Below are 21,470 nucleotides of genomic sequence, written 5' to 3'. Positions count from 1 at the left end.
ACGCTTGGATATGCCCCCAAGAGGAGCACAATACCGTGTCTACTTCGCAGGGCCCTGCCCCACGATCCATCGGATTCCTTTTGTTGGATGATTTCACGTTCATCTCGCTGGCATCGGCCATAGAACCCTTGCGCATGGCCAATCAACTCTCCGGCAGAGAGTTGTATCGATGGCTCACCCTGGGCAAGGACGCAAAACCTGTGCGTGCCAGTGCCGGCTTGCAAATAACGCCCGACGCGAAAATGGAAGATGCCTCGGCGTTAAGTACCGTGATCGTGTGCGGTGGAATGGGTATTCAGAACAGCGTAAGCCATGAACAGGTGCTTTGGTTACGACACCAGGCCCACCTGGGCGTCCGACTGGGTGCCATCTGCACAGGAAGCTGGGCCTTGGCCAAGGCCGGACTGCTGGAGGGGCATAGGTGCAGTGTTCATTGGCAATGCCTGGCGGCGATGCGCGAAGCCTTTCCTGGAGCAGAGACCACTTCACACCTGTTCTCCATCGATAGAAATCACTTGACCTCTGCCGGCGGCACGGCGCCAATGGACATGATGTTGCACTTGATCAGGAGCGAACACGGTCGTGAACTGGCAGCCGCAATCTCCGATATGTTCATGTACGAACGCATGCGAGATGATCAGGACCACCAACGGATACCGCTCAAGCATACACTTGGCGAAAATCAACCCAGGCTACAAGCGGCCATCCTGTTGATGGAGGCCAATCTGGGTGCGCCCCTCGAGCTCAATGCGCTGGCATTCAAGGTAGGCGTTTCACGTCGCCAGCTGGAGAGACTGTTTCATAAGTATTTGGACCTTTCTCCGGCGCGCTATTACCTCAAGCTGCGTTTAGTCCGGGCACAACAGTTGTTGAAGCAGACCTCATCGCCCGTCCTGAAAATAGGCACGCTGTGCGGCTTTGGTTCAGCTGCACAGTTCACCAGAAGCTATCGCGGGCACTTCGGTGTAACACCTCGCGATGAACGTACTCCGTCGTATACCTATAGGTAGTCACCCCCCCGGGACAATCACCGTCTCTACGCAGACGGTGATTGTCCCGGGCTCCACCCATGGTTAGCGTTAGACGGCCTCGACAGCCTGCAGGTGAGTGTAGCTGGCGACAAAGCGACTGTATTTGTGTTGTCCGCAGGTGTAGGGCGTGTATTTGGCCGGGTTGCTGACGTTGATGCACGTCGCCACGGTCTCGACAGTCGCATCGAAGTCCAAGTCGATGAAGAATGGAATGGAATACCGTTCGACACCGCTGGTATTGATGACGCGGTGCATCGTCGACGTGTAGCGATCATTCGTCAGGGTTTGCACCAGGTCACCGATGTTGACAATGAACGTATCTTCCACCGGTGGGGCGCTTACCCATTCACCCGCGCGATTGCGTACTTGCAAGCCTCCGACCTTGTCCTGGAAAAGGATCGTCAGAAAACCATAGTCCGTATGTGCTCCAATCCCGATTTCCTTTTGTGAAATTTCGCCACTCTGCGAGGGGTAGTGCAACAAGCGCTGGATAGTGATCGGTTTGCGTTGCAGTTTTTCAAAGTAGTCCACTGGCAGATCGAGGCTCAGTGCAATGGCACTGATGAGCTTGCGCGCCAAGTCAAGCATCGCACCATGGTAGGCGTCACAGACATCCGAAAACTTCGGAAGCTCGGTCGGCATCAAGTTCGCTCCGAAGAAAGGCGACACTTCGTCGTAGTGGGCGCCGTAGTCGAAGCATTCCTTGAAATCGCGGGTGTTTTCCGGATCGACGTTTTCCGCGTACATGGGAATGTAGCCGCGAAGCGTGGGACCTGAATTGACCACATTCATCTTATTTTTTTTATCAAAAGGCATGGCAAAGAAGCTTTTCGTCTGAGCATACATCGCGTCGATCAATGCGCGCGAAACGCCATGATTCTTAATATAGAAAAAACCGACTTTCTCACACGTTTCGCCAATCTGGCGCGAGACTTTTCGCGGGTTGCTCCCGTCGAGTAACGGTGCGATGTCAATAAAGGGAATTTCTTCGAATGCGGTCTGTTTGCTTGCAAGCCGGGTATCGGTCATCTGAACCATCGGTCGATCCTCAACGAAAGCGCCGTGTTTAATTATCCTGAAGCGAGTTGTAGCTTTTGGGATCAAGCGTGTTCATCTTGACCTCGTATGCTGAAGTCATTGTTCAGGACTGAACAGGCACGAACAAACCATTTTTCATTCAATATTCATGAGAAAAAATCAATCATTAGAATAAAACCATGCCTATAACTTTCGATGTTATATGCCTGGCAGTTCATGGTTTGTTTAAGTCAGATCTCGTCAGTCATCGCCCCACTTGGCAGACCCAGGGTATGCATTTATGTCATCAAACCATTTCATCGGTACTGCAATCTTTGCGAAGTCGTCGTGCGATGCTGTGGCGCCTCGTATCCTTTTCCAAAAAATCGACCGCTATAAGCTCTTCGATGCCAGCCCCGGCCTCCACTTTTTCAATAAAATTCAGAATGGCTTTCCTCATGAACCAATGGGAGGTTCGGTCCAACTTAGCCGACGCAGACTTCAGCCTGGCCCGCGTTTCTTCATCCAACTTGATGCCCTGCGTGGTAACCGCCATATCTCATCCTCTCAATCGCTACCCGGGTTCATTTACTCTTATAACGAGGCATTAATGCATCAGGCCCCACAATGCCAGAAGTGGAACATCCGTCGACTTCATTGCATGGACACACGATGGCGGGTTGAAAACCAAACCTCCTGACCCGGGGCTCCACCAGCCCACGTCCTCCCGATACCAGTCCCCCGGCGACAGAACGAGGTAGAACTCGGCAGGCGGGTGTTGGTGATAGGGGTAGCAGGTCTCGGGCATCATCAGCGCCAACCCCAAGGTCAAGGTGGAGCATTCAAATAACCCTCCCGGGCCGGCGATCATCCCGTGGCGATGCCGCTCCACGAAAGCGCTGTCCTGGCCAGCCCGGGCTTGGCGGTTTATCCAGGTGACATGGGGCAAGAGCGTGCCTAACGCATTGTGTATCGACACCAAATGCTCATTGGTTCTTGGCGCAGCGCCGAGCGCTTCGGATAAATGCCCCTCCAGGAAACCCGGCAGCACATTTGAAGTTTCCGCCGTCTTCCTGATCGTCCATTGGGCCGTAGCAAGAGATGCGATATGTGCTTGCGCCGTATCGCTGGCATTGCCTGACAGGACGCTCTGCAGCGAACGCCTGAGCAAGTCGCCGCTGCGGATAATGTCCTGATCCCACGATGGATCTTCAGTGCTGTTCATCATCGTTTTCGATCCCATTGGCTTATAGACGGCTCAGCTGTCCCAACAGGTCAACAGGAACACTGATCCCATCATTCTGCGCGTTGATCATTGAGTGTTGCCGCTCCCATCCTGGCCTGTGGACGCCCATCTGCGTCAGGCGGGACAGTTGACTTGAAAGTCGCTGTTCGAATCCCGTGGCAAAAAATTCCGGCGCCAAGACCAGGATCAACAGGCCACAGCCAGGCGTCTGGGCTCCTTGATGGAAATCCGGCGCATCCAACGACCAGTTGGCGCCCGTGAGCCCCGCCGCCAGGACCTCGACCATGAGCATCAGATTGGCCCCACGATGGCCACCAAAAGGCAGCAGCGCACCGCTCAACGCCGCCAGGGCATTGCGTGTTCCGTTGCCATCCTGGTCCACCGCCCAGCCCTCAGGAATATCGCTGCCCGTCGAAGCGGCGTGGGCGATATTCACGAACGCCGCGGCACTGCACGCCTGATCGAACAGCAAAGGGATACCATCGGCTGAGGGCGCGGCAAATGAAAGCGGATTGGTCGAGTAGGTCTTGCTCTTGGCGCCAGGAACGGCGACCAACGCCGGCCCGTTTGCGACCGCCAATGCAATCAGCCCGGCCTGCGCAAACCGCAACGTGTAGTCACCCAGTTCGCCGCTGGTGAAACTGTTGCACTGGCTCAGCGCGGCCATGCCATTGGCGTGCGCGGCATGGCATAGCGAATCGAAGCATCGATCTACGCCAAGCTGGGCAATTCCGCCTCGGGCATCGGACTTGAAGATCATCGCGCCAGCGCGGGAGATGCGTGGCTCGGCACGTGGATTGATGCGTCCGGAAGAAAAGCCCGGAAGGTAATCGGCGAGGTGCCGAAACCCCACGGCCTGGTTACCACGCGCTTGCGCAGCCACGGTGGCGTGGGCCAATGAGGCGGCAACCGCGGCTGAGCAGCCTTTCGCTTCGCAGAGATGCGTCACCCAGTCGATCGCTTCATCAACGGTAAAGCGACGATAAGTTGTGGTCTTCAAGGGTATCGCCTGAATATTCGTTCGATGCATCCGATGCCCTTCACCACGGGCACCGGACGGCAACACAACTATTGGATAGCAACGGCCCTTACTGGGACGGTGTCGCGGAAGCAGTCTGGCTGCCGAACATCGCCTCGAAACGAGGCTTGTTGGCGGCGTAGTACTCTGCAACGACCTTGTCTGCCGAACTGTCGCGGGCGGTCGACATCAACTTCTCAAGGTCAGCCTTGGGGATCTTGAAGTTGGAGAAGAACCGAGCGACATCAGGATGCTCGGCGCTGAAACCTTTGCGAGCAACCGCATGGATTTGCTCAGCACCACCGAAAATCTGCTTCGGATCATCCAGGTAGCGCAGCGGCCACTTGGCAAACATCCAGTGCGGGCTCCAAGCGTTGATCAACGACCATTTGTCACGCTTGATGTTGCGATCCAGCTCGCTCAACATCCCGGACTCTGAAGAGGCGACCATTTTATAACCATCAAGCTTATATTCCTTGATGGCCTTTTCCGTCAGTTTGTACTGACCATTGCCCACTTCCGACGTCAGGATCTTGCCACCGAGTTTTTCCCGTACTTCAGGCTTGTTGAGGTCTTCGACACTGGCGATCTCGCTGGTCGGAATGGACGTTGGCACCGCCATGCCGATCCGACCTTCATACAGCACGCCGAGGTCTTCGAGCTTGTCTTTGTACTTATCGTAGAACGCTTTGTGAGTGCTCGGCAGCCAGACCATCGGAATCAAGTCGATATTGCCGTTAGCCAGGGCCTGGAACTGAATGCCAATATCGGCGAGTACCAATTTGACCGGTTGCTTCAAGTGCTCGCGCAATGCCGTATCTGCCAGCTTTACAGCGATTTCCGTATCCGACCAATTCACCCATCCAATACGGATAGGCGTGGGTTCCTCGGCGTGAGCCGTCAGACTACCGGCAGCTATCGCCAGGCCTGCAAGCCAGCCGATACAAGTTTTACTGGATAACGTAATCATGGTGCATCTCCGCGTACTGTATGAATAGTTATTGGCAGGGCAGCAGAAGAATTTACGTTCCCTCATCAAAGCAGAGAGCCATTACACCCTCGAGGGATCTTATGTTGTGCATGGATAAAATCTAGCTATGGGAAACCCTTCATGTATTCCGGTGGTTCAGCCCTCCTCCGCCCTTTGGCGGAACTCATGAATGCAAACACTCACAATGCTTTTTCGAGCGCCGGCAAGGCCTCGAACAAATCCGCCACCCACATGTAATCCGCCACTTGGGCAATCGGCGCCTCGGCGTCCTGGTTGATCGCAACAATGACCTTTGAACCGCTCATGCCCGCCAAATGCTGAATGGCGCCGCTGATACCCGCGGCGATGTAAAGCTCTGGCGCGACGATTTTCCCGGTCTGCCCGACCTGCAAATCGTTGGGGGCAAACCCCGAATCCACCGCGGCACGCGAGGCTCCTACGGCACCACCCAGCTTGTCCGCCACCCGCTCGATCAGGGCGAAATTTTCTTTGCTCTGCATCCCGCGGCCACCGGACACGACGACCCGAGCGCTCGACAGGTCGGGCCTTTCGCTGGCCGTCAGTTGTTCGCTCACAAAGCGCACGTTGCTTGCACTTTGCCCGCCCTCCACCGCCACCACTTCGCAGCGCTGCTCATGGGACAAAGCCTGGGCGAACGCCGAGGCACGAACGGTAAGCAACTTGATCGGGTCAAGGGACTGCACCGTGGCGATGGCATTACCGGCATAAATGGGACGCTGGAAGGTGTCCGCCGAGACGATCTGGATGACGTCGGACAGCATGCCGACATCCAGGCTGGCCGCGACCCGCGGCAACACATTGCGGCCCATGCTGCTGGCGTCGGCAACGACGTGCGTATACCCCTCGGCCACCAGTGAAGTGATCAGCGGCTGGGTATTTTCAGCCAGGGCGTTTTCGAACATCGCCCCTTGTGCGAGCAGCACCCGGTCCAGCCCCTGGGTCAACGCCGCCTGTTGCGCCACTGCCGATGCGTCCGTCCCGCCCATCACCAGCAAATCCGTCTCGGCACCCAGGGCCATGGCGGCGGTCACGGCACTCCACGTACCTGCCGCGAGCTGACCGGCACTGTGCTCGGCGATCACCAATGTACGCATCAAATCACCCCCGCAACGTTTTTCAGTTTATCCACCAGCTCGGCCACCGAACCGACGTTGATGCCCGCTTTGCGCACCGCAGGCGGGACAACCCCTAACAATCGAGCATGTTCCTTCACGCTCACGCCCAAAGTGTCAACGGCGATGATTTCCAGCGGTTTTTTCTTGGCTTTCATGATGTTCGGCAACGAGGCGTAGCGCGGTTGATTCAGGCGCAAGTCACACGTCACTACGGCCGGCATTGTGAGGGCGACCACCTGGCTGCCACCGTCGACCTCACGCTCGACGACCCATTGCCCGTCGACGTGATTGATTGCCGAGGCGTAAGTGGCCTGACCGCTGCCGATCAACTGCGCGACCATTTGCCCGACCTGGTTGTTCTCCTGGTCGATCGCCTGTTTGCCGAACAGGATCAATTGCGGCTTTTCCTTATCGATCACTTTGCTCAGGTACTTGGCGACGTTGAGCGGCTCGAGTAGCGAACTTGTCTCGACCAGCAGCGCCCGGTCCGCACCGAGTGCCAATGCCGTGCGCAGTTGTTCCTGCGCGGCCGAAGTACCCACCGAGACCACCACCACTTCGGATACCAGCCCCTTTTCCTTGAGGCGAATCGCCTCCTCCACTGCGATCTCGCAGAAAGGGTTCAAGGCCATCTTCACGCCATTTAGCTCAACGTCTGAACCGTCGGCTTTCACCCGGACTTTCACATTCGGGTCGATGGCGCGTTTTACCGCAACGAGCACTTTCATAGTTCTTTGCATAGCCCCCTTGCACTCTGGATCGATGCGGGATGACCGACCGGATACGCCGGATTACCCCTGTTTCGACTGGATGGTAATCCTGGTTTTTCCGCCGCGCAAGAAAAATGTACACAGGTGTCTCAATCGTTGACACACATGAACATTCGACATACCGTTATGTCAAACCAAGCCTGATGTTCTGTTCCCGGAGCGCAACACCATGTCCAGCGATCCTCTGCTGCAGCCCTATAAGATCAAACACCTGACCCTCAAAAACCGGATCATGACCACCTCCCATGAGCCCGCTTATCCTGTCGACGGCATGCCGAAGGATCTGTACCGCGCCTACCACGTTGAACGCGCCAAGGCCGGTGTGGCACTGACCATGACGGCGGGCTCCGCCGCCGTTTCCCGGGACAGCCCGCCGGTGTTCAACAACGTGCTGGCGTACAAGGACGAAGTGGTCAAATGGATGAAAGACCTGACCGACGAGTGCCACGAACACGGCGCCGCGGTGATGATTCAACTGACCCACCTGGGACGCCGAACCCGCTGGGACAAGGCCGACTGGCTCCCAGTCGTATCGCCTTCCCATCGTCGCGAAGCGTCCCACCGGGCCTTCCCGAAAAAAATGGAAGAATGGGACATCGACCGGATCATCAAGGACTACGTGGACGCCGCCGAACGCATGAAGGCTGCCGGTCTTGACGGTCTGGAGCTGCAGGCTTACGGGCATCTCATGGATCAGTTCTGGTCGCCACTGACCAATGATCTCGATGGGCCCTATGGTGGTTCGCTGGAGAACCGGATGCGCTTCACGTTTGATGTGTTACGCGGCATTCGCCAGCGTTGTGGCGAGGATTTCCTGCTCGGGGTGCGCTACACCGGCGATGAAGACCTGCCCGGCGGCTTCGGTGCCAGCGATGGCCTGCAGATCTCCCACATGCTCAAGGACAGTGGGCTGGTGGACTTTCTCAACGTCGTGCGCGGGCACATCGATACCGATGCCGGCCTCACCGACGTAATCCCCATCCAGGGCATGCGCAACTCACCGCACCTGGATTTTGCCGGAGAGATTCGTTCGGCCACCGGCTTCCCGACGTTCCATGCCGCCAAGATCCCGGACGTCGCCACCGCGCGACACGCCATCGCCTCCGGCAAGGTGGACATGATCGGCATGACCCGGGCGCACATGACCGATCCGCACATCGTGCGCAAGATCATCGAAAAGCGCGAAGAAGAAATCCGCCCCTGCGTCGGCGCCAACTATTGCCTGGACCGTATCTATCAGGGCGGCGCCGCGTATTGCATCCACAACGCCGCCACCGGCCGCGAAACCACCATGCCCCACGAAATCCCCAAGGCGCCGGTCAAGCGCAAGGTGGTGGTAATCGGAAGCGGCCCGGCGGGCCTGGAGGCGGCACGGGTCGCTGGTGAACGTGGCCACGACGTCACGGTGTTCGAAGTGGCGGATCAGCCCGGTGGGCAGATCCGCTTGACTGCCCAGAGCGAGCGGCGGCGCGAGATGATCAGCATCATCGACTGGCGCATGGCGCAGTGCGAACGCCTGGGCGTGAAGTTCCATTTCAACACCTGGGCCGAAGCCGAGACCGTCATGGCCGAGGCGCCGGACGTGGTGATCGTCGCCACCGGCGGCTTGCCCCATACCGAGGTGCTCAAGCACGGCAATGAACTGGTGGTGTCGACCTGGGACATCATTTCCGGCGACGTCAAGCCCGGCCAGAACGTGCTGATCTTCGACGACGCCGGCGACCACGCGGCGCTACAGGCCGCCGAGGTCATCGCCAACAGCGGTGCAAAACTGGAAATCGTCACGCCGGACCGGTCGTTTGCGCCGGAGGTGATGGCGATGAACCTGGTGCCTTACATGCGCAGCCTGCAAGACCTGAACGTCACCTTCACGGTCACCTATCGGGTCGATTCCGTGGAGAAGCGCGACGGTCAGTTGGTGGCCAACTTCGGTAGCGATTACGGCCAGGTGCATAAGCAGCGCGTGGTCGATCAGGTGGTGGTCAACCACGGCACCCTGCCCCTGGACGATTTGTACTTCGAATTGCGCCCGCATTCGAGCAATAACGGCGCGGTGGAACAGCACGACCTGATCGCCGGGAAAACCCAGAATATCGTGACCAACCCAGAGGGCCGTTTCCAGTTGTTCCGGATCGGCGACGCGGTGTCGGCGCGCAATACCCATGCGGCCATCTACGATGCGCTGCGGCTGGTCAAGGACATCTGAGGTCATGTCCCTGATCTTAAGGTCAGGGACTGATGTTGCATTTAAGGAGTTCGATGAACCCGTGGCGAGGGAGCTTGCTCCTGCTTGAGTGCGAAGCGCTCATAAAAAGGGGTCTGCTGCGCAGCCCAGCGGGAGCAAGCTCCCTCGCCACGGGTTTATCGTTCTCTCAAGTCAACTGCGTTGCAATTAGCGAGGCTCTTCCATGTCAGCACAGACCTTGAAATCAAGGGCTGCGGTCGCATTCGCGCCCAATGAACCGTTGCGGTTGGTCACCATCGATGTGGCGCCGCCCAAGGCCGGTGAAGTCCGGGTTCGCATCATCGCCACTGGCGTTTGCCATACCGACGCTTTCACCCTTTCGGGCAGCGATCCTGAAGGCATTTTCCCCACGGTGCTGGGGCATGAAGGTGGCGGTATCGTCGAGTCCATCGGCGAAGGCGTGACGTCGCTGCAAGTCGGCGACCACGTGATCCCGCTCTATACGGCGGAATGCCGGCAATGCAAATTCTGCCTCTCGGGCAAGACCAACCTCTGCCAGGCTGTCAGGGCCACCCAGGGCAAAGGCTTGATGCCCGACGGTACCTCGCGGTTTTCCTATGAAGACCAGCCGTTGTTCCATTACATGGGCTGCTCGACTTTTTCCGAATACACGGTACTGCCGGAAATCTCCCTGGCGAAGATTTCAAAAGACGCGCCGCTGGATCAGGTTTGCCTGCTCGGCTGTGGAGTGACCACAGGGATTGGCGCGGTACTCAACACGGCAAAAGTCGAAGCTGGCGCCAGCGTGGCGATCTTTGGCCTGGGCGGTATCGGCCTGGCCGCGATCATCGGCGCAAAGATGGCCAACGCTGGACGCATCCTTGCCATCGACATCAACCCAGCCAAGCGCGACGTTGCCCTGTCGTTGGGTGCAACGGATTTCATCAACCCCAAAGAACATGACAAGCCGATCCAGGACGTCATCGTCGAACTCACCGACGGTGGCGTGGATTACTCGTTCGAGTGCGTCGGCAACGTGCAGTTGATGCGCGCGGCACTGGAGTGCTGCCACAAGGGTTGGGGCGAGTCGATCATCATCGGTGTGGCCGGTGCCGGCCAGGAAATCAGCACCCGCCCCTTTCAGCTCGTCACCGGTCGTGTATGGCGCGGCAGCGCCTTCGGCGGCGTGAAGGGCCGCACCGAGCTTCCCAGTTATGTGGAGAAGGCCGGTCGCGGGGAAATCCCGCTGGAAACCTTCATCACCCACAACATGCCCCTGGAAGCGATCAACGAGGCTTTCGAGTTGATGCACACAGGGCAAAGCATTCGTACCGTCATTCACTTTTGAAACGCGGTCGAAAGTCCAATACCTCCACAGAAAGGAAACCAAGATGTCCGTTTTTACCCATGTCACCGTTGGCACCAACAACCTGGCAAAAGCACGTGCGTTTTATGACGTCACCTTGAAAGAAATCGGCCTCAAACGCGTTGCCGACCTCGACGAAGCCGGCTCCATCTGGGGCGTCGACAAACCATCCTTCTTTGTACTCAACCCGGCCAATGGCAGTGCGGCGACCATTGGTAACGGTGTTACGGTGAGCTTCGAGGCACCGAGCCGTGCTGCGGTTCTGGCGTTCCATACGGCTGCGTTGGCGAACGGTGGCGTATGTGAAGGCCTGCCAGGCCCCCGTGGTTGGGCGGACAATGCCTATGCGGCTTATGCTCGGGATCTGGATGGGAACAAGCTGGCGGTGTATTGCTTCAAGGCTGAATAGGATTTGATGTTGGCTTGAGGAAAACGGCGCTTTTCGTTTTTGGAGGAGTGCCGTTTTTTTGGGGGGGAGGTGTGAATATCCATTGCTGCGGTAACGCGGCTGGCGGTTCCGCTCTGATAGCGGGTCACTTTTGGAAGAGCCGGGAGCCGGACCTGCCAAAAGTAACCAAAAGCGCTTTGCCCCACCACTCGGCACCTCGCTTAGGCTCGGTTTGCCCCAGATCAAGATCAAAAGCGAGGCGGCCTGACAGCCGGCCTGGTTTGGGTGGGCCGCGTTTCTCCTGTGGGAGCGAGCCTGCTCGCGATGCGGTAGTGGCCGTTACCCGACCCCGATCGTTTTATCAGGCTTGAAGCCCCTTGCGGGCCACCGCGGCACCTGCTTGCAACGCCCTTCCAATCTGCTCTTCGAAAGGCCCCTGGCTCATCGCCTGCAAGGCGGCAGCCGTTACACCGCGATAGGCCACCAAAGCGTCGATCATCTGCTGTGCATCACGGTTGGCCAACAACTGGCTGCTGTTGACCACGACATTTTTCGCGGCAAGCTGCGCGATATCATCAGGTATGCCGGCCAGCATCGCCTGATGGGCCAGTGCCGTCATCAACAGGGCCGGAAAGGCCGGGCCGGTGCCGGAGAGTGCCGAGAGGTAATCGATGAAGTCTTCTTCCTGGACTTCAGCAGCGGTGCCCACACATTCAAACAAGCGCTGCACCAGGGTTTTCGTCGTCGCCTCTACCCCGCCCGAACAATACCAGGGCGTAAAGGACTGCTCGATTTCCACCGCCGCATTGGGCATAGCCCGTACGACTGCCGCAGCCAGGGTCTGTGTAGCTATTGCCTGTGCCGTGATCCCGGCCATCAAGGAGATCACGGTTTTGCCCGTCGCATTGATGTTCAAGCTGGCGAACTGCTCGGGGCGAACTGCGATGATGACGACGGCGCTGCGATCCACCAGGTCCTGGTTGTCCGTGACCAGGCTGGCACCTTGTTGGACCAACGGGTGGTTTCCCGAGCGATTGGAAATGATCAGGTTTCCCGAGGGCACCAATCCCTTCGCCAAGACCGCCTTGGCAATCGCACCGCCCAGCCAACCGGTTCCACCGATGATCCCCACGGTCTCATTGATCATCGCCATTGCCTTCGAACGTGTCCGTCAACGGAACAAAGACCCCGGGCTCTTTTTCGGCATAGCCGAACTTCCCATAGAAACGGTCCAGCTCACGCTGCTTGGGGACTTTGCCGGTGAAGATGCTCACGTAATGAGGAATGCGCTGGAAACGCACGGTAATCAGCTCACTCGTATTCATGGTGATATAGCCGATCTGCGTCAGATAAATCGTTCGGGCCCGGGTATCAGCCCCCTGGCTGTCATAACCAAAGCGCTTGAACATGTTCGCCAGGGCGTTCATTCGCTGCTCGTCTACCGCAGCGACCTCTTGGGCCACTTCAGCGGACTGCAGCGCCCAGCTGCGCACGGCAAATTCGAACTGCGAGTCGAACAATTGTGGGTTGAGCCAGCACTCGAACACATTCAGGATCGCCTCGGAGATGCTTTCGGCATAGCTTTCACATTGCCGTATCAAGCCCCCCGTATTGTTCTCTCGCCAACGAGACAACAACGCCGCCAGCAGTTGCTCGCGATCCTCGAAGAACCAGTAGAAGCTGGTACGTGACAAGCCCAGGCGCTTGGCCAGCGGCATGACTCGAACCGCATCGATGCCCGACTCCTTCAGGGCCTCGTAGGCCGCTTCCAGCCAGCCCTCCGGCGAGCCCCGCCAGCCTGCGTCCTGGGCCTTGCCGCGTGCCTTCCCTACCTGGGGCATCTTTGCTTACCTTCTTTAAAATAATGCGTAACGCGAATGTACTCGTATGACCGTCAAATGTACACCTAAGTACATTTGATTGACTTTTCTGCCCGAGAAGGGGTGAATCATTAGTGATAAAAACTCATGAGGCGCTGACATAAAATGGTTTGTCAGCAAAAGGCACCTGGATAACTATCTCCCACAGGCAACGGACTCCAAACCAAAACAACAACGAGCCGCCATCATGAATCTTGCAGTGCACACCTCTGAAGGACACTCGACACCCGGCCAAAGAAAGCCGGGGCGACTGGCTTTGACACACACGTCTTCTGTTACTCATCCCCTGCCCAAACTTCGATAACTGCTTACGCGACGCCTCGCGCCGTCGCTTTGTGTTGCCTGGAAACCTGGCGCACGAAGCTGCGCCCGGGCGGTTGCTGGCGTGCGATTTTTTTCCATCAGCCGGATTAGTGATATGTGGATTACACAAGAGAAGCTTCCACTGGGCGAACACATGGCCCGGTATGTCGAATGGTTGACTCAACATGGCGCCGGTATTTTCGACGCCATATCGTTGTCGTTGTCGGGCGTCATCACCGCATTGACCAACGCGCTCCTTTGGTTCAACCCCTTGGCGTTGATCGTTGTATTTGTCCTGCTTGCCTATTACATCCAACGCAAGGTGAGCCTCACCCTGTTCGTGGCCCTCTCGTTCCTGCTGATATTCAATCTCGGCTACTGGCAGGAGACCATGGAGACCCTCGCCCAAGTGTCCTTCGCCACACTCGTCTGCGTGGTCATCGGCGTACCGCTGGGCATCGTTGCGGCACATCGACCCTGGTTCTATGCGATCTTGCGGCCAGTCCTCGACCTGATGCAGACCGTGCCCACCTTCGTCTATCTGATCCCTACCCTGACGCTCTTCGGCCTGGGTGTGGTTCCAGGGTTGATATCCACGGTGGTGTTCGCCATCGCCGCCCCTATTCGCCTGACCTACCTGGGCATCTGTGACGTACCCGAAGAGTTGATGGATGCCGGCAAGGCCTTCGGTTGTTCGCGCCGCCAATTGTTGGCGCGCATCGAACTGCCCCATGCCATGCCCAGCATCGCCGCCGGTATCACCCAGTGCATCATGCTGTCATTGTCGATGGTGGTGATCGCCGCACTGGTGGGCGCCGACGGCTTGGGCAAGCCAGTGGTGAACGCCTTGAACACCGCCGATATCTCGATGGGTTTTGAAGCCGGCCTGGCGATCGTGCTGCTGGCAATCATCCTCGACCGAATCTGCAAACAACGTGAAGCCGTGAAAAGAGGTGACGCATGAGCATCATCCGTTTTGAAGACGTCGACGTCATCTTCGCTGCCCGCCCCAAGCCTGCCCTGGATTTACTCGACCAAGGCTTTTCGCGTCCGCAGATTCTTCAGAAAACCGGTTTGATCGTCGGCGTGGAGAAAGCCAACCTGGAGATCAACAAAGGTGAGATTTGCGTACTGATGGGCCTGTCAGGCTCAGGCAAATCCAGCCTGCTGCGCTGCATCAACGGGCTGAACACCGTCAGCCGCGGCAAGCTGTTCGTCGAGCACGAAGGCCGACAGATCGACATCGCCTCCTGCACCCCGGCCGAACTGAAGATGATGCGCACCAAACGCATCGCCATGGTGTTCCAGAAGTTCGCCCTGATGCCCTGGTTGACGGTACGCGAGAACATCGGACTCGGCTTGGAAATGCAGGGCCGACCGGAAAAGGAACGCAAGAAGCTGGTGGATGAAAAACTCGAGCTGGTGGGCCTGACCCAGTGGCGCAACAAGAAGCCTGACGAGTTGTCTGGCGGCATGCAACAACGGGTCGGCCTGGCCCGCGCCCTGGCGATGGACGCCGACATCCTGCTGATGGACGAACCCTTCTCCGCCCTCGACCCGTTGATCCGCCAAGGCTTGCAGGACGAGTTGCTCGATCTGCAGCGCAAGCTGCACAAGACCATCGTGTTCGTCAGCCATGACCTGGACGAAGCCCTGAAGCTGGGCACGCGCATCGCCATCATGAAAGACGGCAAGATCATCCAGTACAGCAAACCCGAAGAGATCGTGCTGAATCCGGCCGACGACTACGTGCGTAACTTCGTCGCCCACACCAACCCGTTGAATGTGCTGTGTGCGAAAAGCTTGATGACCTCGCTGGACCAGTGCGTTTTCGCTCGTGACGAATACTGCCTGGATACGGCCCAAAACCTGTGGATGGTGGTGAACCCGCAGCGTCATTTGACCAGCGCTCGAAAAGGCGCCACAACCGCACACGTCCAATCATGGAATCCGACCGAGCAAATCGAGACCTTGGCTCGACAGCCCACTTGCGTACCGTCGACGACTACCATGCGCGACGCCCTGAAAATTCGCTACGAAACGGGCCATCCCCTGATCGTGCAGGACGAGGCCGGTACTGTCCTGGGCATATTGGGCGACGGTGAACTGTATCGGGCACTGCTGGGTCACAACCTGTCGCAGCCCGCGCTTTCTGAACCCGCAAGAGAATCTTCGGTGGCTTGATTTGCCAGGCAACGGCGTTGGAGCACACCTATGCAACCCAGCGATATCGATAAAAAGGTCAAGGGCTATCGGCGGTTGATACCGTCGATGACGGCGTTGCTGGAATTCGAAGCCGTGGCGCGGCTGGCCAGTTTCACCCTGGCCGCCCAAGAACTAGGCGTGACCCAGGCCGCCGTCAGCAAACAAATCCGGTTGTTGGAAGATACCCTGGGGACCAAGCTGTTCCATCGACTTCATCGGGCGATCAAGTTGACTCACGAAGGCTATGTCCTGCACTTGGTCGTCTCCGAGTCCATTCATCGCATGGCCAGTGTCTTCGACAAAATTGCCGAGGGCATTGGTGAGCAAGAGATCACCATCGCCTGCACGGAGGCGTTTTCTCACTTGAGGATACTCCCCAGATTGATCGCTCTGCGCACCCTGCAACCGAAGTTGAAATTGCGCTTGATGACGCAGCAGATCTCGCCAAGTTCATATCGGGATGACGTTGACCTGGCCATCCGTTTCGGCAATGGAAAATGGGAGGATGGCAGCTCGGTTTTCCTGTTCGATGAAGAAGTGTTTCCCGTTTGTTCGCCGGCCTGGCTTGCCGCCAACGCGGCCCCTTCGTCCGTTACCGATTTTTTGGACACGGCGCTGATTGATTCGGACTCCACCCTGGAAGGCTGGATGACCTGGAACCGTTGGTGCCGGGAGCTCGGCGACCTGCGCCCCAAACTCAACTATTCATTCCGCTGCAGTTCCTACAACGATGCGATCCAGGCGGCCATCCAAGGCCATGGCATTGCACTGGGATGGAGTCGGCTGATCGCGCACCGGCTCAACAGTGGTGAACTGATCAGAATTACGCCCTACGTGGTCAAGCCCAAAGATGCTTATTACCTGGTGATTCCGAGCGGTCGAAAGCTTGAGCCCATTACCCAGGCACTGGTCGATTGGCTGCGCGATGACAGTTATATAACTCACTGATAATCAATAATTTAAATTCATTTTTCACGCATAACGCAAAGTTATGCGAGCGTGAAAATAAAGCGCGTTGACGGTCTTATCCCACCTTTCCAAACTGTACTCGCCGCCTGATCAATTTGAATGTGAGCGAGACCTATAATGACAATCAATGCCGTGAAGACCCATCGTGAACTCTTGGCCGACCGCACGCCCGGCCACGGTATGCCAGGCGGTTTGTTTGGCCGCCAGGATATCTTTGAAACCGACGTCGATGTCTTCTTCACCAAACATTGGATTCTGGTCGGTGTCACCAGCGACGTCCCCGAACCCGGTGATGTCTCGACCATCGATATTGGCAAATCCTCCATCCTCCTGGTGCGCGATGACGATGAGCATGTGCAGGCGTTTCGCAATGTCTGCCGCCATCGCGGGGCTCGTTTGAAACAGGCCGGCAAGTCGACGGTGGGCATGCTGGTTTGCCCCTACCACCAGTGGAGCTACGACCTGGACGGCAGCCTGAAACATGCGGCGCACATGGGCAAGGACTTCGACCCAAAATGCAAAAGCCTGATCCCTGTGCACACTCGGGTCATCGGCACCCATGTTTTCGTCTGCCTGGGCGACGAACCACCAGAAGACATCCTGTACCTTGACCAGGTCATGACGCAGCGTTTCGCCCAATACGACATTGCCCACTCAAAGATCGCCCACGAATCGGAAATCATCGAGAACGGCAATTGGAAACTGGTGATCGAGAATAACCGCGAGTGTTATCACTGCGCCGCCACCCACCCGGAATTGACCGCGTCTTTCCTGCCCGAAGATTTCGGCTTCTGCACCGATGGGCTGGGCGAGGATTCACTTCAGGCACTGGCCGAGTATCACCGCCGCAATGCCGACACCAAGGCCAACTGGGAGCGCGAAGGCTATATCTGCGATGCCGTCGAACACCTGGGTGAAGATGCCGTGACCCAATTCCGCTCGCAGCGACTGGCCATTGCCGGCAACGGCGAATCCCAGACCCTGGACACCCGCGTGGCGTGCACCCGGCTGTTTGGCGAACTCACCCGCCGCGACTTGGGCGACGTGCACCTTTGGACGCACAACTCCTGGACTCATGTCATGAGCGACCATGCCGTGGTCTCCTACATCATCCCACTGGCGCCCGATAGAACCCTGGTACGCACCAAATGGCTGGTCCATGCCGATGCCGTCGAAGGCGTCGACTATCAGGTGGATAAGCTGACCGAAGTCTGGGCAGCGACCAATCTGCAGGACGCCAACCTCGTCGGCATCACCCACAGCGGCACCCAGGATCCTGCCTACACGCCTGGGCCGTTCTCGGCCTTTACCGAAACCTATGTCGACCAGTTCTCGCGCTGGTACGCGACGCGTCTGGCCGCCCATGGCGTGTGAGGAATGAACATGACGACTTACGAAAACCTGACGCGCCCTGGAAACACCAGCGCGGTCCAGCGCTTTACCGACCCGACCACCTGGGGCACGTTCGGTGCGCAATGGCACAGCGGTGAACAGAAAACCCTGCAATGCTGCGCTGTACGCCAGGAAACCCATGACGTAAAAACCTTCATTTTTCGTTGTGCGGACTTCAGCGCGCTGAGCTTCGAGCCCGGTCAATTCATCACGATCTCACCGGTCATTGGCGGGCAGACCCTCTTCCGTTGCTACACCCTATCGTCCTCCCCGACCCGGCCCTTTGCGTTTTCCATTACCGTCAAGCGCGTGCCGGGGGGCGCGGTATCGAACTGGCTGCATGACCACCTCAAGCCCGGCGACAATCTGAAGGCGTCCGGTCCGGCGGGCAGCTTTACCCCGGTCGGCCATCCTGCAAGCAAGCTGTTGTACCTGTCGGCCGGCTCGGGTGTAACGCCCCTGATGTCGATGACCCGGGCCGCCTGCGACATGGCCGGCAACCTCGACATCGTGTTTGTGCACAGCGCCCGTACGCCTACCGACATCATCTTCCACGCAGAGTTGACGCGCATGCAAGCCGCCATGCCGGGGCTGCGAGTCATCAGTATTTGCGAAGGGCTCGGCGACACCACTCAATGGCAGCAACCGATAGGCCGGCTCGACTTGTCGTTGTTGAGTCAGCAAGTGCCGGACTACAAGGAACGGGAAATCTTTACCTGCGGTCCCCAAGGCTACATGGAAGCGGTCAAGTCGCTGCTCAGGGAAGCGGCGTTCGATTTCGCCCACTACCATCAGGAAAGCTTCGACATCACCGCCCTGAATGAAGAACCGTTGGTCGAGCAGGCCGCTACGCTCAATCAGCAGGACGTTTTCACGGTGACCCTGTCGCGTTCAGGCAAGACATTCAGCATGCCGGGCAATCAGACCGTGCTGGCCGCCGCGAAGAAAGCCGGCGCCATCGTGCCCTCCTCCTGCAGCCAGGGCGTTTGTGGCACCTGCAAGACCGCCCTGCTACAGGGTACGGTCGAGATGAATCACAACGGAGGTATCAGGCAACGGGAAATAGACAAAGGCCTGCGTTTGCTGTGCTGCAGCAAGCCCACTTCTGATCTGGTCCTTGATCTTTAGTCGTGTCTCACTAATTAGGTAGTCACTGCGCACAGGCTTCTGCACAATCTCCGTGCACCAAACATTTATAAGGCAGTGAAGCCTGATGAAACTGCAACCCTTGCCGCCCCTCAACAGCCTGGTGGCGTTCGAGTCCGCCGCCCGCCACTTGAGCTTCACCGTGGCGGCACGCGAACTGAACGTCACCCAAGGCGCAATCAGCCGCCAGGTACGCTTGCTCGAAGACTACCTGGGCACGGCGCTGTTCACCCGCACGACGCGGGAAATCAACCTCACTGTCTCGGGCAGCCAGTATTACGAGAGCATCCGCGATACGTTGCAGCAAATCGCCCAGGCCACCGCGGGAATGCGCCATTGGCAAGGCGCGCAACAGGTCACTGTTGTCACCAGTACGGCGATGGCGTCATTGTGGCTGCTACCGCTTGTGTCGGAGTTCCAGTGCCAGAATGAAGAGATTGACCTGCGCATCATCGCGACGGATCAAGTCAGTGATTTTTCCCGGCTGGACTGTGACCTGGCGCTGTATTACTGCAGCACGCCGCCGAAAAACATGAAAGTCACGCCGCTGTTCAACGAAGAGATTTTCCCGGTATGCAGCCCCGCCTATCTGGCGCAGCACCCAGGGATCGAGACGCTCGAGCAGTTGGGGGGATGCACCTGGTTGTGGCTGGAAGACCAGCACCGGGACTGGATTGGCTGGAAAGAATGGTTCCAGCGCCTTGGCTACCCCGCGCCAGAACCTCGGCGGCGCATCAATATCAACAGCTATTCGATGCTGATCCAGTCGGCGCTGGCTGGCCAGGGGATCGCCCTGGCCTGGTCGGGCCTGCTCAGCAATCACTTGCAAACCGACAACCTGGTGCGGCCGACGCAAGCCATCCTGCGTACCAACGCACAGTTCTGCCTGCTGGAACCCCAAGGCCGGGTGCCGAACAGGCAAAGCGTCAGCCGCTTCCGCCAGTGGTTGATGGCGCATCTGGCGGAGACGGTCGACGTTTGATGGGCCAGGCGACCTAGCCGATTTTCACATTCATGGTGATGCGCGCCGTGAAGACCTTCACGCCAGCCTCGTCGAAGATCTCGACCGGGACGACCTTATCACCCGAGGTTTGCCAGTCGAGTTCGCTACCGTCGGCAATCGCATGGATGGCGGTCTTGGCCTTGGCCAAGTATTCGACAGTCATGCCTTTGGGAATCCAACGAGCGCCGCGGGGGATGGACACCTCGGTCATCATGCCGCCCGCCAGTTCTGCCGCGTCGCACAACGCGATCGCGTGAACGGACGAATGGAACCTGTCGATCTCCTCGAGCGCTGCTATCCAGGGCGCCGTGCCGAGTCCAAGCGGCACATCCTGCGATGTGCCCTGGCGCTGTTTAACCAACAGGGCATAGAAGCGACCACCATCGACATCATCCGGGCCGAAAGCCAGATGAGCGTGGGGGCCATTTATCACCATTTCGATAACAAGGAAGGCTTGGTCGCAGCGTTGTACATGACCGCCCTGGATGATCAGGCACGGCTCAGGGACAGCTACCTCAGCGCTGTCACGTCGACCAGGGAATGGGTCCACGCCTTGGTGTTCAGCTACGTGGATTGGGTGGTCAGCCAACCCGATTGGGCGCGGTTCCAATACCAGGCTCGCTTTGCGGTGGCGCGAAGCAGCTTCAATGAGCGGCTCGCCGAGGCGAATCTCGCCAGGAACGCCGCACTCAAGCAATGGTTCAGCGACCCTGCCCACCAGCAGGATTTGCAGGACCTGCCTTTTGAGCTGATCCCGTCACTGATCATCGGTTCGGCGGAGAGCTATTGCCGCGCCTGGCTCTCGGCCCGAGTCAAACGCAGCCCTGAAAGCTACCGGCAGCAGCTGGCCGAGGCCGCCTGGCGCGCCGTGGGCGCTGGCGGCTGAGCAGTTCGTCCTGCGTTTCTCCCGGTTCCGCAATACTCACCACTTATCAATAAATCTCAAAAACGGAGAAGAACGGCCGATATCAAGGATAAGACCCTGCAACTGGGGCGCAGGACAGAACGGTAGGTCAGTCATGACAGAGATTTATTTGCTGATAGCGCACGGCACGGACCAGGGCGAAGCTTATGTTCTGGGCTGGTTCGATGACCGGAGCAAAGCCCGGGAAGTGGCCGAGCAGAAAGAATGGGAGGCGTACCGCGCCAGCCTGAAGGAGAAACATCCATGGTCCAGCCACAAACCACTGGCACCGGACCAGACAGACTATCGCCGCTACTGGATCAAGACCGTTTCGAAGTTTGATCAGGTGCCTGTTCCGAGGTCCTGGGCAGTTCATTGATCACCGGCAGGTGAAATTCAACGAAACGAGCGTTGTCGAGGGTGGTCTAGAAAATTAAGCCCATCCGATGAGAGCATCATTATGTTGAAATTTCTTGGCGGCACCGTAGGTATCATTTTCATAATCGGCCTGATCGTGGTC

Annotated in this window: 20 protein-coding genes and 2 pseudogenes; 12 read left to right on the top strand and 10 right to left on the bottom strand. The window is 58.0% G+C overall.

Annotated elements, in window-relative coordinates; translation table 11 throughout:
• Nucleotides 1-8 precede the first annotated feature (8 nt).
• Nucleotides 9-1,001, top strand: a pseudogene (locus tag MA884_RS02735) (GlxA family transcriptional regulator); the annotation flags it as partial.
• Nucleotides 1,002-1,079: 78 nt separating this feature from the next.
• Here MA884_RS02735 and MA884_RS02730 read toward each other — a convergent pair.
• The 7 genes from MA884_RS02730 to MA884_RS02700 form a co-directional block, all read right to left on the bottom strand.
• Complete coding sequence (locus tag MA884_RS02730; protein ID WP_256228903.1) at nt 1,080-2,069, bottom strand: isopenicillin N synthase family oxygenase; 990 nt, start codon at nt 2,067-2,069, stop codon at nt 1,080-1,082.
• 286 nt (nt 2,070-2,355) lie between these two features.
• Nucleotides 2,356-2,604 carry a ribbon-helix-helix protein, CopG family gene (locus tag MA884_RS02725; RefSeq protein WP_256228902.1) on the bottom strand — a complete coding sequence of 83 codons (249 nt, stop codon included), beginning with the start codon at nt 2,602-2,604 and terminating at the stop codon, nt 2,356-2,358.
• 51 nt (nt 2,605-2,655) lie between these two features.
• On the bottom strand, nt 2,656-3,273 hold the full coding sequence (locus tag MA884_RS02720) for a dimethylsulfonioproprionate lyase family protein (protein WP_256228901.1): 618 nt from the start codon (nt 3,271-3,273) through the stop codon (nt 2,656-2,658).
• Between the two features lie 22 nt (nt 3,274-3,295).
• Complete coding sequence (locus MA884_RS02715; RefSeq protein ID WP_256228900.1) at nt 3,296-4,324, bottom strand: Ldh family oxidoreductase; 1,029 nt, start codon at nt 4,322-4,324, stop codon at nt 3,296-3,298.
• Between the two features lie 58 nt (nt 4,325-4,382).
• The gene (locus MA884_RS02710) at nt 4,383-5,282 is read right to left on the bottom strand and encodes a glycine betaine ABC transporter substrate-binding protein (RefSeq protein ID WP_256228899.1); all 900 of its coding nucleotides are present in this window, start codon (nt 5,280-5,282) and stop codon (nt 4,383-4,385) included.
• Nucleotides 5,283-5,482: 200 nt separating this feature from the next.
• Nucleotides 5,483-6,418: an electron transfer flavoprotein subunit alpha/FixB family protein gene (locus tag MA884_RS02705; RefSeq protein ID WP_256228898.1), complete on the bottom strand. Its 936-nt coding sequence runs from the start codon at nt 6,416-6,418 to the stop codon at nt 5,483-5,485.
• Nucleotides 6,418-7,167, bottom strand: coding sequence for an electron transfer flavoprotein subunit beta/FixA family protein (locus tag MA884_RS02700; RefSeq protein ID WP_256228897.1), 750 nt, complete (start codon nt 7,165-7,167; stop codon nt 6,418-6,420). Before MA884_RS02700 ends, MA884_RS02705 begins: the two co-directional genes overlap by 1 nt.
• Nucleotides 7,168-7,378: 211 nt before the next feature.
• On the opposite strand from MA884_RS02700, the gene MA884_RS02695 reads away from it, so the two are divergent.
• The 3 genes from MA884_RS02695 (at nt 7,379) to MA884_RS02685 (ending at nt 11,169) form a co-directional block, all read left to right on the top strand.
• Entirely contained in the window at nt 7,379-9,415 is a 2,037-nt protein-coding gene (locus MA884_RS02695) for an NADH:flavin oxidoreductase (RefSeq protein ID WP_256228895.1), read from the top strand.
• A 202-nt stretch (nt 9,416-9,617) separates the two neighbouring features.
• On the top strand, nt 9,618-10,742 hold the full coding sequence (locus MA884_RS02690) for an S-(hydroxymethyl)glutathione dehydrogenase/class III alcohol dehydrogenase (RefSeq protein ID WP_256228894.1): 1,125 nt from the start codon (nt 9,618-9,620) through the stop codon (nt 10,740-10,742).
• Nucleotides 10,743-10,785: 43 nt separating this feature from the next.
• Nucleotides 10,786-11,169 (top strand): VOC family protein, encoded by a 384-nt coding sequence (locus MA884_RS02685; protein ID WP_256228893.1) that lies wholly within the window; start codon nt 10,786-10,788, stop codon nt 11,167-11,169.
• A 340-nt stretch (nt 11,170-11,509) separates the two neighbouring features.
• On the opposite strand, the gene MA884_RS02680 is transcribed toward MA884_RS02685, so the two are convergent.
• Complete coding sequence (locus tag MA884_RS02680; protein WP_256228892.1) at nt 11,510-12,295, bottom strand: pyrroline-5-carboxylate reductase; 786 nt, start codon at nt 12,293-12,295, stop codon at nt 11,510-11,512.
• Nucleotides 12,285-12,989, bottom strand: coding sequence for a TetR/AcrR family transcriptional regulator (locus tag MA884_RS02675; protein ID WP_256228891.1), 705 nt, complete (start codon nt 12,987-12,989; stop codon nt 12,285-12,287). Before MA884_RS02675 ends, MA884_RS02680 begins: the two co-directional genes overlap by 11 nt.
• 457 nt (nt 12,990-13,446) lie before the next feature.
• Here MA884_RS02675 and choW point away from each other — a divergent pair, with 457 nt between their 5' ends.
• The 6 genes from choW (at nt 13,447) to MA884_RS02645 (ending at nt 20,025) form a co-directional block, all read left to right on the top strand.
• A complete protein-coding gene (gene choW / locus MA884_RS02670; RefSeq protein ID WP_256228890.1) occupies nt 13,447-14,295 on the top strand; it encodes a choline ABC transporter permease subunit in 849 nt (282 codons plus the stop codon).
• Nucleotides 14,292-15,515, top strand: a complete 1,224-nt coding sequence (gene choV, locus MA884_RS02665; RefSeq protein ID WP_256228889.1) for a choline ABC transporter ATP-binding protein — start codon at nt 14,292-14,294, stop codon at nt 15,513-15,515. The genes choW and choV overlap by 4 nt, the downstream gene beginning before the upstream one ends.
• 30 nt (nt 15,516-15,545) lie before the next feature.
• Entirely contained in the window at nt 15,546-16,484 is a 939-nt protein-coding gene (locus tag MA884_RS02660; RefSeq protein WP_256228888.1) for a LysR substrate-binding domain-containing protein, read from the top strand.
• Nucleotides 16,485-16,622: 138 nt separating this feature from the next.
• Nucleotides 16,623-17,879 (top strand): SRPBCC family protein, encoded by a 1,257-nt coding sequence (locus MA884_RS02655; protein ID WP_256228887.1) that lies wholly within the window; start codon nt 16,623-16,625, stop codon nt 17,877-17,879.
• A gap of 9 nt (nt 17,880-17,888) precedes the next feature.
• Complete coding sequence (locus MA884_RS02650; protein ID WP_256228886.1) at nt 17,889-19,025, top strand: hybrid-cluster NAD(P)-dependent oxidoreductase; 1,137 nt, start codon at nt 17,889-17,891, stop codon at nt 19,023-19,025.
• An 85-nt stretch (nt 19,026-19,110) separates the two neighbouring features.
• Nucleotides 19,111-20,025 carry a LysR substrate-binding domain-containing protein gene (locus MA884_RS02645; RefSeq protein ID WP_256228885.1) on the top strand — a complete coding sequence of 305 codons (915 nt, stop codon included), beginning with the start codon at nt 19,111-19,113 and terminating at the stop codon, nt 20,023-20,025.
• Nucleotides 20,026-20,038: 13 nt separating this feature from the next.
• Here the strand turns inward: MA884_RS02645 and MA884_RS02640 are convergent.
• A pseudogene (locus MA884_RS02640) lies at nt 20,039-20,311 on the bottom strand (DUF4442 domain-containing protein); the annotation flags it as partial.
• Between MA884_RS02640 and MA884_RS02635 the strand changes: the two are divergent.
• Both MA884_RS02635 and MA884_RS02630 read left to right on the top strand, forming a co-directional pair.
• Nucleotides 20,312-20,932 (top strand): TetR/AcrR family transcriptional regulator, encoded by a 621-nt coding sequence (locus MA884_RS02635; protein ID WP_256228884.1) that lies wholly within the window; start codon nt 20,312-20,314, stop codon nt 20,930-20,932. It begins immediately after the preceding pseudogene.
• A 133-nt stretch (nt 20,933-21,065) separates the two neighbouring features.
• Nucleotides 21,066-21,329, top strand: a complete 264-nt coding sequence (locus MA884_RS02630) for a hypothetical protein (RefSeq protein ID WP_256228883.1) — start codon at nt 21,066-21,068, stop codon at nt 21,327-21,329.
• Nucleotides 21,330-21,470: the final 141 nt, after the last annotated feature.

This window comes from Pseudomonas sp. Q11 (assembly GCF_024494355.1).
GTDB lineage: Bacteria > Pseudomonadota > Gammaproteobacteria > Pseudomonadales > Pseudomonadaceae > Aquipseudomonas > Aquipseudomonas hefeiensis.
This window is presented reverse-complemented; position numbering and strand designations above follow the sequence as displayed.